This window comes from Amycolatopsis sp. NPDC033938 (assembly GCF_055575975.1).
This window is the reverse complement of sequence record NZ_JBVIRO010000001.1, coordinates 552,308-566,861: the sequence shown is the minus strand read 5'-3', so window position 1 is coordinate 566,861 and position 14,554 is coordinate 552,308. Positions and strand designations below refer to the sequence as shown.

The window sequence follows — 14,554 nt, the reverse complement described above, 5'->3', positions numbered from 1 at the left end:
ACGACGATCTCACGGCGATTCCCCCTCGTTCCGCGGGGATGTGCCACCCGCGCCCCAAAGAACTCTGTCCTATTCGGACGAGTGGGGGAAGCAGCCGAACAGCCTAATTCGATCATCGACGAAACCGCAGGCAGGCGGCTCAGATCTCGTAGCCGTCCAGCACCGTCGGCGCGACCGGGGACAGGTGGTCGTCGCCGCGTTCGGTGACCAGGCCGCGGGCCATCCGGTACACCTTGAATTCGTTGTCGTGCTCGGGGTCTTGGTCGTCCCAGACGTGCAGGAGGCCGTACGAGCCGGGCGCGAGGTCGCCGACGCGGGTGAACAGGTCCACCAGCTCGGGTCCGATCGTGGTGCCGTGCTTGTCCATGCCGCCCAGGTGCAGCACCGGTGCTCCGGCGGACCAGCGGAGGTCCACCAGGTCGCCGTCGTCGAAGTCGCGGACGGCGCGGTGCACCCGCTCGACGATCCGTTCGAGCAGCGCCGCGTCATCGTCGCCGGAAGGGCTCGCTTGGATGGTCACCCACCCGTGATATTCGAACACCGGCCTGAGTTTAGGCAGGTCCGCCCACCGGACGGTGGTCAGCCCGCCATCGCGACCGGCGACCCGTTGCGCCGGAGCGCGTTCTTGAAGACTCGCTCGCCGTGCCGTTCGAAGGCGGGCACGAGCTTCTCGCCGTAGACGCACAGTGTGCGCTCCCACGGATGCCCGAGCGTGCCGAAGCGGAAGTCGTTCGCCAGGAACAGGTGGTAGTCCGTGCGCGGGAACACCGGGACCGGCCACGGGTCGAGGGCGGCGTGGCGATGCGGGTAGAAGCGGTACGACTGATGCTGCCAGTGCAGTACCCACACCCACTCGTCCTCGGCGACGCACTCCTTCAACGCCGAGAGCGCGACGCGGGCGACGTCGTTCTGCTCGACGGCGTACGGGCCGAGCCGGAACTCGGCGGACGACCTGTCGAGCCCGCCGGGTGCGAGGTCCCACGCGACGGAAGGGGCGGGTTCACGGAAACCCGGCCAGGCGTGCGAGTAGGTGCTCGGCCAGAACGCGAGCTTGTCGTAGACCCAGTACCAAGCGGGCTCATCTGCGACCCTGGAGATGGCTTCCCAAGCGTTGTTCACGAGCGACCCTCGGTGGTTCGGCCGATTAAGACTGGGAAAGCTTCGTGTTCGGGACCCAAGTTGTCCAGCTCGCGGGCATACTCCGTGAAACTGTCACCTGATCAGGTGTCTTGCGCCGCCGCCGGAACCGTGAGAATGACGGTGTGTGAACGGCGAGCCCACCGAATGCGGGCTCGCCGTCGTTCGATCATGCGGCTGCCTCCCAAAGGCTCATGAAGGCCGACGCCTCGCTCCGCACCCACGGCTTGACCTTGTCGCGGTCACGCGGGGACAACGCGAACTCCTTCGCGCGCCGGACGTCGACCACCAGCGGGCGGCCGCCCGGCCGCAGCTCGTCCATGGTCTGTTCGAGCAGCCACAGCACCATCTGCGCCGCGTCCCGGCTCAACGGTTCCTCCTTGAAGTAAAGCCAGGTCACGTGGACAGGACCGTCGCCCTTGCGAAGCCCCAGGTGCGGATTGATGCCGACTTCGAGCGCGCCGAGCCGCCAGCGTGACCGGCCGACCTCGGCCAGCCGCAGGTCACGCCGCCCCAGATAGCGCAGCCAGCCGTTGGCGATCTCGGCGTAATGCGGCCGCGTGCGCTCGTCGGCGTTCTCGACGAGTGCCCGCATCACCTCTCGATCCCGCCCCGAGATGCGGCCGGCCCGGATCGCGTTCGCGGCCCGGAGATAGAAGTTGAACCCGCCCCGCGCCGGATCCTCGTACTGGCGGCGCCAGCGCCGGACGAAAGAGGAACGCGAGGGACCCGAGCTCGTGCTGTATCCCACGAACGTGGGCAGGGTGATGTAGGCCATCCGTGTCTGCCTTTCGCCGCTGTTCCTGCTGTACAACGCCAATTTTAGAACACATGTACGACAGAAACCGGCGCCTTACGGGTGACGCGGAGAAGGAGGCCAAGGCCCTTCGAGCAGCTCGGCCGATTCTTCGAGGATCGGCACCTCGCAGACGTCACGCGGGGTGAGATCGGTGGGGATCCAGTTGTCGAGCATCGCCGACCAGCGCGTGATCCCCCGCAACGACGGCGGCGACCCGAGCAGCTCGCCGACCTCGCTGACCAGCGCGCCACCGGTCGCCGGTGACAGGTCGCCCTTGACCATGGCGGTGAGCCAGCCGTGGATGAGCAGCCACCGCGCGGCCGTGGGGTCGGCGGGCAGTTCGATACCGAGTTCGTCGACCACCTGGTGGAGCGCCTTGTCGACGGCGTCTTCGCCCGCGGACTCGAGCCCGGCCAGCAGACCGAGAGAAGGGGCGTCGAGCCCGGCGACGATCGCGTCCAGACCGGCCTCGACCAAATGGGACGTGCGGACGTCCCGACCGGCGAGCCTGCCGATGGCCAGCTCGCGCAGCGCGCTACGACACTCGTCGATTTCCGTCATCCGGCGCTTCCCACGTCCGCCACCGTACCGGCGGCAGGGTGAAGGGGCCTTTCCCCGCGTCTCACGCGGTGAAGGGCCCTTTACCCCATGCGATGCGGGGAAAGGCCCCTTCATCTCCTGGTGACCGGACGCGAGATCGATGCTGGACCGGGTCACTTGTGGACGCAAGAATGTGGAAAGACCACATCAACCACCCATAAGGGTGCATGCAACACTGGCTGCCCACACCCGGCGGCAGGGGGCTACATGAGCTGGCAGGACGAGCTTCGACAGCTGGACGTCGAGCTGGCCGCGGGTCGTATCGGGCACGCCGAACACCGCAAGAAGCGGGACGAGCTCCTGGCGGAGGCCTCCGGCGGGACGATGCCGTCACCGGTCCCCTCGCCGCTGCGACAGCCGGGCGGCGCCTGGCACAGCACCAATCCGGCGGCGCGGCCGATCGATTTGCCGACGGTCACGGTCCAGCAGCCGCAGCCGTATCAGCAGCCTTACACGCCGCGGCCGGAACAGCGCACCCAGCCTCTCGAAACCGAGAAACCGAAGCCGCGCGAAGAGAAGAAGAGCGCAATCCCTCGCATCGCGGACCACAAGACCACCGCGCCTTCGCCCGCCGACATCAATCCGACGGTCTACCTGCGCGCCGAGCCGCCTCAGGCCAAGCACAAGCCGTCGACCCGGCAGCTGAACCGGCCGCTTCCGCCGCTCGCCCCGGAACCCGGTCCGCGCCACAGCGCGCCGGCCGAGGACTACGCGGGCGTCGGCAAGCGCAAGCCGACCTGGCTGTTCATCGGCGCCGGGGTGCTGGTCGTGCTGGCGCTGATCATCGGCGGGACGCTGTGGCTGGGCTCGTCGTCGTCCTCGAACGTCGCCGAGCAGCCGAGCGTGGCCCAGCCGCCGGACGGTCTCTCCGGGCTCGCGCCGTCGAGTCAGCCCAACAGCGCGCAGACGCCGTTGGAAGACCGGCTGCCCACGCTGCCGGGAACCCCGTCGAAGGACAACTCGACGATGTCGGTCGCGAAGGGGGTCGAGCTCAACCTCTATTCGAAGGCCGCAGGCGATTACCTCACGTCGAAAAGCATCGCGTCCGTCACCTACAAGGGTTCGAACGAGGGTACGAACGGTTACCTCGTCCTGGTGATCCCGGCGAACGACGCGAAGGACGCCGCCGCGATCGTCAAGTACTTCCGGGAGAACTCGATCAACGCCGGATTGCGCGAACAGCGCGTCGGCGACCGGCTCGCCCTCGTTGGCGCCAACCAGAACGGCCAGCTCAGCGGTATCGGCTACGTGTCCGGGACGATGGCCGTGACGGCGTGGGTCTCGCAGCCGCTCGGCGGGGATTCACAGGCGCTCGACACCCGTCTGGAGCAGACCCTGACCTCGCTGGACACGGTCCTCCCGGCGACCTGAGAAGCGCAGGTCGCGGGGAGATCACGGATTCGACCCGCGAGGGCGTGACGTGGCCGGGCAGTGCAGAATGTGCGAGGTCACCGCAGTGGTGGTATCGCGACGGCCGGGAGCGTACTTTCCCGCCTGAATCGGATTAAGGGGGCTGGTGGTGTCCTGGCAGGAAGAGCTGCGCAATCTGGACGAGGAGCTCGCGTCTGGACGCCTCTCAGCGGACGACTACCGGATCCGCCGCGACCAGGTGCTGTCCTCGGCGGTCGCCTACGGTGATCCCGCTCAGCAGCAGGTCCAGCAACCCGGCCAGCAGCCCTTCCAGCAGCCGCCCGTTCCGCAGGCGCCGCAGCCACCCCAGCAGGCTCCGCAGTCCGGCCAGCCCAACAGTGCCGACTCGACCCAGATCATCGCGCCGGTGAACCAGCCGCCGCAGAACGGCGAGGGCGAGCGCACCCAGGTCGTCCCGAACTGGCAGCAACAGCAGGCCGACCCGAACCGCACCCAGGTCGTGCCGCCGATCGCGTCGCCGCCGGGCGGTTTCCCCCAGCAGGGCCAGGCATCCCCGGCAGGCGGTTTCCCCCAGCAGGGGCAGGCTTCGCCCGCCGGCGGTTTCCCGCAGCAGCCGCCCCAGCAGGGCTACCCGCAGCAGCAACAACAGCCGCAGCAGCAGGGCTGGACCGACACCGACGCCAGCCCGCCGTGGGGTGGTTCGGACTTCCCGCCGATCTCGCCGGTCGGCAGCACGGAGTGGGTCAAACAGGGCCCCGAGCTGTTCGAAGACAAGCCCAAGGGCAAGGGCGGCAAGATCGCGATCATCGCGATCGTCGCCGTGCTGGTCCTCGCCGGTCTGGGCGTCGGCGGTTACTTCGCCTTCTCCGGCGGCGGTGACGACCCGGTGGATCCGACCGCTGCGCCGCAGCCGACCCAGTCGCAGAACGCGCCCCCGACGTCGTCGGCCAAGCCGAAGACGCCCGAAGAGCTGCTGTTCGAGAAGATCCCGGAGCAGTCCGGCGAAGAGGACGCGAAGAGCGGTGTGATCACCGCTGCCCAGCTCGCCGAGATCACCGGCATGGAAAAGGGCGAGGCCGATCTGGTCATCGCCGCCGGTGTGAAGCAGGTCGCGTACCGGGGCTCGCAGAAGCAGCCGGACGAAACCGGTCCGCAGCCGGCGAAGATCTCGGTCACCGTCATCCCGCTGACCAGCCCCGGCGCCGCCGGTGACCTGGTCAAGCAGCTGCGCCAGTACCAGACGAGCAACGGGTTCGTGCAGATCACCGAGCCGCTGCCGGGTATGCCGCCGAAGCTGAACTTCCAGAAGAAGATCGACGGCGACAAGGGCACCTACCGCGGCACGTGGATCAGCGGCAACAACATCATCCGGGTGGACGTGCTGCAGAACCCGCTCGGTGGCGAAGAGGGCGAGAAGGCGTTGAGCGGCACGTACCAGCGTGCGGTGAAGAAGACGCTGGAAAACTACGCCGTCACCAGCTGATCCGATGATCGGCGAGAAGGCCCGGCTGCTCACGACTCTGCTTTCGCTGGCCGAGGACACCGGGTCGCTATCCGACGAACTGCATTTCGCCGGTTGGGACGCCGCCGAGCGCGTTCCGCTCGACCACGGCGCCGCGAACGTCCTCCGGGCGCTCGTGCTGCCGAAAGCGGCGCGAGTCCTCGAGGTCGGGGCCGGTTTCGGCGGCCTGACCCGGTATCTGGGCGAGGTTTCGGCGACGGTGCACGCCGTCGAGGCCGAGCCGGTCCATGCCGCCGCGGTCCGGTTCCGCACACGCGACCTCGGCACGGTCACGGTGTACGACCGGCCTCCCGAATCGGGGACCTACGACCTCATCGTCGTCCAGCAGCCCTACGCGACGCGAAGCCTGCTGGACGTGGTTCGCGAGCGGCTGTCGCCGACAGGTGCCCTCGTGGTGCTGACCGCGTCGCGCGGCGTCGTCAAGACGCTCGCGGCGGCCGGTCTCGAGGTCCAGCGTGAGCTGCTCTGCTCCCCCGGCCACGAAGTCGCCCGCGCGGTGCGCGGCGCGCAGATCGACACCGAGCTCCCCCGCCTGTCCGCCGCGATCACCGGCGGCCCCGCGAACGGCCTCGCCCTGCTGTGCGGACCCGGCGCCGCCTCGCTCTGGCCCGCGTACCGGCTCGCGACGTATTTCAACACCGCGGAGCGCGCCGCGTTCGCCTGCACGCGTGCCGACGTCGTGCGCACCGGTGAAGGCGCCGAGGTCCGTCGCACGCCGCTTGCCCCGTCGCCGCCGGTCGCCGGGATCTCGGTCGGGCCGTGCACGGACAAGGTGTACGACGCCCCGACGATGGTCGAAGTCCTGCTCGACGAACCCGAACGGGTCGCGGAGCTGCTGACCGGCTGGCGGGATCTCCTGCGCGCGGAGGCCGCACGCGGGGTCGAGGCGCTGTGGGATCTGGTGCCGCACAACGTGCTGGTCGACGGCGCGACGCTGCGCCCGATCGACCTCGAGTGGCGGAACGCGGGCGCCGGCTTTTCCGAGGTGCTCGAACGCGGCGTGCTCGTACTGGCCGACAAACTCGCCGACGCGGGCTGGTCAGCGGCCGCGGAGGGCGGCTCGACGCGCGATCTGGCCGGCTGGCTCGGGGTGCTGATCGGCCTCCATCCATCCTTTGTGGACAGTGCGCTGGCACGCGAGGTCGCCTTCTCGACGATCGGCTCGTGCGGCACCACGCACGGCACGGACGAGGTACGGGAGGCCATCGCCGAAATCTGGCGATCGCGCCTCCGGCGGAGGCCCCCCGAGTACCGTTCACCCAAGGTCGGCGCCGTTGTGGCGGCGAACGAAGACGAGGTAGCGAAGCGATGACGAGCCTGCATACCGCCGGCATCCTGACCCCGGACCGGCCGGTCGGGCACCTGTTCGAGCTCCGGGGTTGGACCACGGGGATCAGCCGGATCGATGAGATGTCCGTGACCATCGCGGACGTCGAAGCGAACCTGTTCCCCGAGCCGTGCCCTGGCGCGCCCGAAGGCACCTTCGGCTGGCGTGCCGTCCCGGCCACGTGGGTTCCCGCGGGCACTCAGGACATCGTCGTCACCGGGCCGGACGAGCGCGTGCTGAACCAGGCGACCGTCCACGTAGGCACGCTGCCCGGTGAAGAACCGTTGTGGCTGGGCGAACTCGAAGCGCCGAAGCAGGGCAAGGTCGCCGAAGGTCACGTCGTCTACGTGACCGGTTGGGCCATGCTTCAAGGCCGCGCACCGAGCCTGATCGAGGTCATGGTCGAGGGTGGTGGCACGGTCAGCGCGCGCACCCGTCTGCCGCGCAAGGACGTGCCGAAGGAATTCCCCGGCTTCGACGACGCCGCCGTCAGCGGTTTCGAAGCCTGGGTGCCCGTCGACCTGCCGTACGGCGAAGAGCGGACACTGTCGCTTCGCGTCCGGTACCGCACCGAAGGCGTCGGCGAGGTCGTGTCGGCGAAGCGCACTTTCACGCTTCGCAACCCCGTCGCGGACCCGGACGACGCCGAACTCGCCGACGAGCTGGCGAGCGACACGGCGAAGGCGATGGCGCGGGTGAACATCCCGACCGATCCGAGGCACGTGCTGGTGTTCACGCACAGCCTCGGGGTCGGCGGCGGGCAGCTGTGGCTGCAGGAACTGCTGAGCCGGATGGTGACCGACCACGGCTGGCAGGTCAGCCTCGTCAGTGAGACCGACGGTCCGCTGCGCGCGGATTGCCACGAACTCGGCATCCCCGTGCACGTCACGACGCACTACCGGAACCAGACGGTCCCGGCCTACGAAGGTCACGTCGCCGAGCTGGCGCGCTTCGCGAAGTGCTCCGGAGCGGGCGTCGCGCTCGTCAACACGCTCGGCGGCTTTGTCGGTGCGGACGCCGCGAAGCGTGCCGGGATGCCGACGGCGTGGGTGATCCACGAGAGCTTCTCGCTCCCCGCGTTCGCCTACCAGAACTGGGGTCCGGTGAAACCGCCCGCCGCGGTCTGGCAGCGCTGGGAGAGCACGCTCGCCGAGGTCGACAAGCTGCTGTTCGTCGCGGACGCGACGCGCGAGATGTTCCTGCCCTACAGCAAGCCGGAACGCTGCCAGACCGTCCGCTACGGCACGCCGATGCACAAGTTCGGTGGTCGCACGCGGTCGGAAACCCGGCGGCAGGCGCGGAACATGCTCGGTTACGCGCCGGACGACATAGTGCTGGTCAACATCGGCATCGCGGAATCCCGCAAGGGGCAGGCGCCGCTGATCTCGGCGATGGAGCGGATCCACAAGGTCCACCCCGAAGCGAAGCTGGCCGTCGTCGGGCTGCACCCGTCGCCGTACGGGCTGGCGATGGAGGAATCGGTCGAGCGCGCCGGGCTGGAGAAGTCGGTCAGCCTGGTGCCGATCCAGCCGGATCCGCTGCGCTGGCTGCAGGCCGCGGACATCTTCGTGAACAGCTCCGACATCGAATCGCTGCCGCGGTCGATCCTCGAAGCCGTCTGCTGCGGCGTCCCGGTCGCGGCGACCGACGTGTTCGGCGCGCGGGAGATGATCGTCGACGGCGAGACGGGCTGGCTGTTCGAGACCAACGACGTCGACGCGCTGACAGCGGCGTTGCTGCGCGCACTGGGCACGCCGGCCACGCGTCGCCGTGAAATGGCGAAGGCGGCGCACGAAAAGCTGCTGCCGTGGCTCGACCCGGCGGGTTACGCGCGCGAATACTCCGAAATCCTGACCGAACTGGCCCTGCACGGGCACCAGAGTGGGGGCGTCCATGTCTGACGAAATTCCCGGCCGCGTCCAGGCCGAACTGACCCGGCTCCGTGCCGAGCGGCAGGTGTTCACCGCCGAACAGGACAGGCTGAAGGCCAAGCTGGCCGAGACGGAGCACGAGCTGCGCGAAGCGACAGCCGGTGCTTCGTCGAACGAAGGCGACTCCGCCGAGCTGAACCAGAAGCTCGCTTCTCAGCAGGAAGAACTGGACGTCGCGAAAGCACGCCTTCGCGCACTGGAGGCCGAGGTCCTGCTCGCCCACCAGCAGCGCGACTCGCTGCGCGCCGAGCTGAAGACCTGCCGTGAAGAGCGGGACAAACTGCGGCTCGCGCTGCTCGACGCCGAACTCGTCGTTTCGGCGGGCGTCGTCGACGCGGACATCCTGCCCGGCGGCGAACCGTCGGCGGACCGGCAGCGGCTGCTCAACGCCGAACGGCTCGCCGCCGAGATGGCCCGCGAACTCGACGCCACGCGCCGCACCGTCAGCTGGCGGGTCACCGCGCCGCTGCGGGTCGTGCGGAAGAAGATGGACCGGCCGTGACCGAACTCTGCTTCGTCTCCGCCGAGGGCGGTTCCGCCTTCATGGAGGAACTCCTGGAGGTGGTCGCCGACGCCGTGCGAGCGGCAGGTGGCAAGGCCAGGACCGCGGTCGGCGAGTATCCCGAGGGCGGGGCCGACACGGTGTACGTCGTCGTCCCCCACGAGTATTTCGTGACCGTCCCGGACGCCGCCTTCCCGACCGCCGAACAGTGCCGCCGCACCATCGGGTTCTGTGTGGAGCATCCCGGGACGGCGACCTTCGAACGCAACGCCGAACTGCTCTCCATCCTGGGCGGCGCCGTCGACATCAACCACGATTCGACCGCCGAACTGCGGCGGCGCGGGATCGCCGTCGAGCATTTCCAGCTCGGCTACAGCCCACTGTGGGATCTGTGGGGCGGCGACCTCGACAGCCCACGCGACCTCGACGTCACCTACCTCGGCACGGCCGAGCGGCGGCGTTCGGTGCTGCTCGGCTCGTACGCGCGTGATCTCGCCGGGCTGCGGACGCGGTTGCTGACCCCGCCGCACGAGCCGATGACCACCGCACGCGTCGACTTCCTGCCGGGCAAGGCGAAGTTCGAGCACCTCGCGCGGTCGCGGTTCCTGCTGAACCTGCACCGCGAGCAGAAGCAGACCCTGGAATGGGTGCGCACCCTCGAAGCGATGACCAACGGTTGCGTGGTGGTCAGCGAGACCTCCGCCGACGTCGAACCGCTGGTCCCCGGCGAGCATCTGGTGCTGGCCCGGCCGGAGGCGCTGGGCGCGGTCGTCGCCGCGCTGGCCGACGAGCCCGAGCGTGAACGGCATTTGCGTTCGGCCGCCTACGGTTTCGTGAAGTCGCTGGACATGACGGCGTCCGCGCGACGGCTGATCGATCTGGCGTCGTCGCTGGGCTCGGCCCCCGCCGCGGACATCGCGCCGGCGCGGGCACTGGCGACGAGCCTGCGGAACCCCGAGGACGCGCTCGCCGTCGACACCCCGTCGTTCGACGCGCGGTTCGCGGGCGACCGGTCCGCCGCCGGACCGGCTTCGGCACGCGGAACGGCGCTATCGGCACGGATCGCTCAGCGGGCGGCAGGTGCGCGAAGGGTCGCTTCGCGGCGCTGGGAGCCCGCGGCCGCTTCGGTGCCGGGCTCGGCCGATGTCGACGTGCTGATCGTGCGCCGGACCGGCGAGGTCGACCCGGACGATCTGGCGAACGACCTGCTCACCGGCAGTGTGCTGCCGCGGAAGGTGCTCGTCGGCGAGGACGGCGTGCACCCGTGGCCACGTCCGCGCCCGTACGATGTCCTGCTGCACGACACCCCGCTCGGCCGTGGGCTCACCAGGAACTCGCTGCTCGAGCGCTCGACGGCGTCCTGGCTGCTGGTGCTCGACGGCGGGATGCGCGCGTCGGAATTCCTGCTGGAGCGGCTGCTGGCCGCTTCCGACGACGTCGACGTCGTGCACTGCCCGGTCGCGGATCCGGTGGACGGCCTGGTCGGCGCGCTGCCGCCGGAGGAGCGGCGGCTGCGGACGCTGCCGTACCTGGGCAGCGGGTATCTGGTGCGGCGGTCGCTGATCGACGAGCTTGGCGGTTGGAACTCCGAGGTGCTGTTCGAGGGCCTGGAGGACCACCTGTTCTGGCGGCGGGTGGCTTCGGCGGCGAAGCCGACGGCGCTGGTGCAGCAGGTGCTGCTGCGGCGGCTGCGGCCGGATCCGGACTCGCGGCCGATGGACCTCGACCCGCATCGGGTGTGGGCGGCGGTCGGCAGCGCACTGTAGTCGTTGCTCGGTGTCTCAGGTGCCCGCGCGTGCAAGGAAAGGTCCTTTCCTCGCAAAATTTGCCAGGAAAGGACCTTTCCTTGCACGCGGGGCTGCCATTCCGTTGCCCCATTAGTGTGAGTTAGGCCGTGTCGGTGAACGTCCTCCCCCGGTCGTGCGCCTTATAGGCAGAGCATCGGAGCCTTCGGATGCTGGACGAGGAGGAGCCGCCATGGCCTGGGAGATCGCCCTGGTCGCCGCGCTGGCCGTCGTGTTCGTCATACGGCTGGCGCTTCAACTGAAGCGCGGCTGAGTTCGCGGCGCCGCGGCTTCATCCGCGGAATCCGCCTTGTCTTGGCGGCTCCAGGCGGGAAAAGCGGAGGTCCGTCTTCCCGCAGTTGTTTCTTGACGTGAATCGTCTTGTATCCCGTCGTCAGATAGCCCTCGTTCTTCAGTTTCACCATCTCGGAGTGCACCGACGCGGCCGACGCCCCGATCGCGGACGCGATATCCGCGTGGTTCAGGCCTATGTCGATCACCACGCCCTCTTCACCGGGGATTCCGTAGACCACCTGCAACCGGGTCAGAAAAGCGGTCAATCTGCTCCGGACCTTGGCGGACGCGAAGCCCAGCGCGGCATCCCGGCGGCGCAGCCGGAGCGCCAGCGCTTCAGCGGCCGCGCCCATCGCCTGTTTGTTGTCGTGGAGATAGCGGCGAAAGGCCTTCTGCGGGACTTCGAGGACCCGGACCGGCTTCGTCGCGACGTAGGCGAGGTGGCTCGACCCTCCGGCCAAGCAGTCCTCGAGCCCGAGCACGTCGCCGACACCGCACAGGTCGACGATCACGGGCGGCGTGTCGCCCTGCGCCGTACGCAGCGCTTTCACGAAACCCGACTGCAGGATGAGCACCGGCGGGATCGGGTCGGCCTGATTCGCCAGGTTCGACCCGGCCGTGTGGTCGACATGTCTGCCGAGGTCGATCAGCCGCCGGCGTTGCCGCTCGGTGAGCGCCTCCAGGAAAGATCCGCCCATCAGCCGACCACCGCCGCGAACGCGTAAAGGATGGCGGGCAGACCCGCCACCAACGCCGCGACCGAGCCGATCACCTTGGCAGGCTGCGCGACTTTTCTGGCGAGCAGCAGCCGGGTGAGGATCGCGGCGAAAACGATGTAGGCGAGAACGACGACGCCCGCGGTGACCACCAGAAGGGGGTCAGGTGTATTTGTCGCCAATGGTGACTCCCAGTGAGAAGAAATGCGATCTTGAAGTGTTGTCGAGCCCTGCCCGGCCGGGTGAGGATCACGTCAAGTAGGTGACAACGCGGCGCGGCCGTGGCATCGAAGACTAGTGCTCAGAGTCATTGCGGGAAAGCAACTCCGCGCCCACCGCACCCGGACAGGGAGCCTTCAGCCGAGCATTTCGCGACGGAAAGTGACGGCAATTTCCGTCGCGCCGAAAGCGGAAAATCACGGACCGTGCCCGAACTCGCCGCAAGTTTCGGCGAGTCACGGTTGAAAACACCGGGAAATCAAGGTTAGCCGTACGCGCATATGGCTTGGGTTCGCTCACCGGGAATCGTCGAGCACTCCGTAGGCCCGAAGGTTTCCCCAGGTGGAAATGAAAAAGAAGCGATGATGCCCGAACAGGATCCTGCCTGCTTGAGCAGCTGAGGGTCGTGCATCTGCACGTGCATCTCGCCGATTTAACGGAGGGTCAACGAACCCGGGTCCGTGGTCACCCCGCGTGATTCGGGGGTCTTCCCCGCAAATCTCATCTTTTTGGGGGAATCCCCACGGGCAGGCTAACGCGGTGGGAGCCCCGATCAGGTCCGCCGGGGGCTGACCAGGCCGGATTCGTAGGCCAGCACCACCAGCTGGGCCCGGTCACGCGCCCCGATCTTGGTCATGATCCGGCTGACGTGCGTGCGCGCGGTGGCCGTGGAGATCACCAGATGCGCGGCGATCTCGTCGTTCGACATACCGCCGGCGACCAGGCCGAGCACCTCACGTTCGCGGTCGGTGATCTCGCGGACGGCGCTCACGTCGATGCGGCGGTTTTCCGGCCGGTCGACGAATTCCGCGATCAGCCGCCGGGTCACGGTCGGCGCCAGCAGCGCCTCACCCGCGGCGACCACCTTCAGCGCCCGCAGCAGTTCCACCGGATCGGTGTCCTTCAGCAGGAACCCGCTCGCGCCGGCACGCAACGCCTCGTAGACGTACTCGTCGACGTCGAAAGTGGTCAGGACCAGGACCTTCACCCCGGCCAGCTCCGGATTCGCGGTGATCCGCCTGGTCGCTTCGAGCCCGTCGACGCCCGGCATCCGGACGTCCATCACCACGATGTCCGGCTTGTGCTCGACGGCGGCCGCGACGGCCTGCTCGCCGTCACCGGCCTCGGCACAGACCTCGAAGCCGTCTTCGGTCTCCAGCAACACCCGGAAACCCGCGCGGACCAGCACCTGGTCGTCGGCGAGGACCACCCGGATCGTCATTGTTCCCCCTCGATCGGTAACTCCACGCGAACCTGAAATCCGCCGTCCACCACGGACGTCGTGAGCGCCCCACCCAGCGCCGCCGCCCGTTCGGACATGCCGCGCAGCCCGTGGCCGGGCGTGGGCTCGACGGCGTCACGCCCATCGTCGCGGACGAGCAGGATCAACGCACCGGTTTTCCGCTCGAACCTGACGTCGACTCCGCGTGCCTGATTCGCGTGGCGCACCACGTTCGTCAGCGATTCCTGCAGGATCCGGTACGCGGCGCCGTCGACGGGAGCGGGCAGCTCCCCCGGTTCGCCGTCGACCCGGACCTCCAGCCCGGCGGCCCGCGCGTGTTCGAACAGTTCGCCGGCCTGGGCGAGACTCGGCGCGGGCGCCTTGTCCTCGCCGGACCGCAGGACGGCCAGCGTCGCGCGGAGGTCTTTCAGCGCCGAAGCACTCGCCTCCTTGATGTTCAGCAACGCCTCTTTCGCCTGCTCAGGACGCCGATCGGCGACATGTGCGGCGACCCCGGCCTGCACGTTGATCATCGCGAGGCTGTGCGCGACGACGTCGTGCACCTCGCGGGCGATGGTGAGCCGCTCCTGCTCGGCCATCCGGTGCCGATGCTCGTCGGCCTGCTCACGCCGGGCCCGTGCCGCGGCCAGGCCGTTGCGCACCGCCGTCCCGACCCCGACTACCGCGATCACCCAGACGAACCCCAGTCCGGTCCGGAGATCGAAACCGGCCAACCCGTGCCGGGCGAACAGGGCGACACCGGCGGCCACGAGCAGCGAGCCACCGGTGATCCCGGCGACCAGCGGCCCGCGGATCTTGGTGAGCACGAACAACGCGATCGTCGGGAGCACGATCACCGGCCCGCCGGGGTTGCTGGACGCGTAGTAGCCCAGCGTCAGCGCGGACGTCAGCAGGAAGACGACCGTCGGGTACCGGTGGACCAGCAGCAGCGGCAACGCGATGGCGACCAGCCACAATGCGCCGAAGGTGGTCAGCGGCGGGGTGCCCGGTTGCCAGCGGGCCGCGCTGCTCGTGGCGCCGAGGACGAACCCCAGTGGCAGCGCCACGCGCAGTACGCGGCCCGCCCAAGGGCTCCACGGATACCGTTCTTTCAGCAGCACAGGACGAAA

14 protein-coding genes are annotated in these 14,554 nt (G+C 68.9%); 6 read left to right on the top strand and 8 right to left on the bottom strand.

Going from position 1 to position 14,554, the window contains the following annotated elements; translation table 11 throughout:
- Window positions 1–139: 139 nt before the first annotated feature.
- The 4 genes from ACZ5ZX_RS02770 to ACZ5ZX_RS02755 all read right to left on the bottom strand — a co-directional run bounded on the left by ACZ5ZX_RS02770 (window position 140) and on the right by ACZ5ZX_RS02755 (window position 2,497).
- Window positions 140–541 carry an immunity 7 family protein gene (locus ACZ5ZX_RS02770; protein WP_465500345.1) on the bottom strand — a complete coding sequence of 134 codons (402 nt, stop codon included), beginning with the start codon at window positions 539–541 and terminating at the stop codon, window positions 140–142.
- Window positions 542–579: 38 nt separating this feature from the next.
- Window positions 580–1,119, bottom strand: a complete 540-nt coding sequence (locus ACZ5ZX_RS02765) for a DUF2716 domain-containing protein (protein WP_465500344.1) — start codon at window positions 1,117–1,119, stop codon at window positions 580–582.
- A gap of 187 nt (window positions 1,120–1,306) precedes the next feature.
- On the bottom strand, window positions 1,307–1,915 hold the full coding sequence (locus ACZ5ZX_RS02760) for a hypothetical protein (RefSeq protein ID WP_465500343.1): 609 nt from the start codon (window positions 1,913–1,915) through the stop codon (window positions 1,307–1,309).
- A 75-nt stretch (window positions 1,916–1,990) separates the two neighbouring features.
- The gene (locus tag ACZ5ZX_RS02755; RefSeq protein ID WP_465500342.1) at window positions 1,991–2,497 is read right to left on the bottom strand and encodes a hypothetical protein; all 507 of its coding nucleotides are present in this window, start codon (window positions 2,495–2,497) and stop codon (window positions 1,991–1,993) included.
- A gap of 246 nt (window positions 2,498–2,743) precedes the next feature.
- Between ACZ5ZX_RS02755 and ACZ5ZX_RS02750 the strand changes: the two genes are divergently transcribed.
- The 6 genes from ACZ5ZX_RS02750 (at window position 2,744) to ACZ5ZX_RS02725 (ending at window position 10,955) form a co-directional block, all read left to right on the top strand.
- Window positions 2,744–3,907 carry a flagellar basal body-associated FliL family protein gene (locus tag ACZ5ZX_RS02750; protein WP_465500341.1) on the top strand — a complete coding sequence of 388 codons (1,164 nt, stop codon included), beginning with the start codon at window positions 2,744–2,746 and terminating at the stop codon, window positions 3,905–3,907.
- 145 nt (window positions 3,908–4,052) lie between these two features.
- A complete protein-coding gene (locus ACZ5ZX_RS02745) occupies window positions 4,053–5,390 on the top strand; it encodes a flagellar basal body-associated FliL family protein (protein ID WP_465500340.1) in 1,338 nt (445 codons plus the stop codon).
- A 4-nt stretch (window positions 5,391–5,394) separates the two neighbouring features.
- On the top strand, window positions 5,395–6,741 hold the full coding sequence (locus ACZ5ZX_RS02740) for a methyltransferase (protein WP_465500339.1): 1,347 nt from the start codon (window positions 5,395–5,397) through the stop codon (window positions 6,739–6,741).
- Window positions 6,738–8,657 (top strand): glycosyltransferase family 4 protein, encoded by a 1,920-nt coding sequence (locus ACZ5ZX_RS02735; RefSeq protein WP_465500338.1) that lies wholly within the window; start codon window positions 6,738–6,740, stop codon window positions 8,655–8,657. Before ACZ5ZX_RS02740 ends, ACZ5ZX_RS02735 begins: the two co-directional genes overlap by 4 nt.
- A complete protein-coding gene (locus tag ACZ5ZX_RS02730; RefSeq protein WP_465500337.1) occupies window positions 8,650–9,189 on the top strand; it encodes a hypothetical protein in 540 nt (179 codons plus the stop codon). Before ACZ5ZX_RS02735 ends, ACZ5ZX_RS02730 begins: the two co-directional genes overlap by 8 nt.
- A complete protein-coding gene (locus ACZ5ZX_RS02725) occupies window positions 9,186–10,955 on the top strand; it encodes a glycosyltransferase family protein (protein ID WP_465500336.1) in 1,770 nt (589 codons plus the stop codon). Before ACZ5ZX_RS02730 ends, ACZ5ZX_RS02725 begins: the two co-directional genes overlap by 4 nt.
- A gap of 257 nt (window positions 10,956–11,212) precedes the next feature.
- Here the strand turns inward: ACZ5ZX_RS02725 and ACZ5ZX_RS02720 are convergent, their stop codons facing one another.
- The 4 genes from ACZ5ZX_RS02720 to ACZ5ZX_RS02705 all read right to left on the bottom strand — a co-directional run bounded on the left by ACZ5ZX_RS02720 (window position 11,213) and on the right by ACZ5ZX_RS02705 (window position 14,545).
- Window positions 11,213–11,965 (bottom strand): cyclic nucleotide-binding domain-containing protein, encoded by a 753-nt coding sequence (locus tag ACZ5ZX_RS02720; protein WP_465500335.1) that lies wholly within the window; start codon window positions 11,963–11,965, stop codon window positions 11,213–11,215.
- A complete protein-coding gene (locus ACZ5ZX_RS02715) occupies window positions 11,965–12,135 on the bottom strand; it encodes a hypothetical protein (RefSeq protein WP_465459560.1) in 171 nt (56 codons plus the stop codon). The genes ACZ5ZX_RS02720 and ACZ5ZX_RS02715 overlap by 1 nt, the downstream gene beginning before the upstream one ends.
- 620 nt (window positions 12,136–12,755) lie before the next feature.
- Window positions 12,756–13,424, bottom strand: coding sequence for a response regulator (locus tag ACZ5ZX_RS02710; protein ID WP_465500334.1), 669 nt, complete (start codon window positions 13,422–13,424; stop codon window positions 12,756–12,758).
- The gene (locus ACZ5ZX_RS02705) at window positions 13,421–14,545 is read right to left on the bottom strand and encodes a sensor histidine kinase (protein ID WP_465500333.1); all 1,125 of its coding nucleotides are present in this window, start codon (window positions 14,543–14,545) and stop codon (window positions 13,421–13,423) included. Before ACZ5ZX_RS02705 ends, ACZ5ZX_RS02710 begins: the two co-directional genes overlap by 4 nt.
- Window positions 14,546–14,554: the final 9 nt, after the last annotated feature.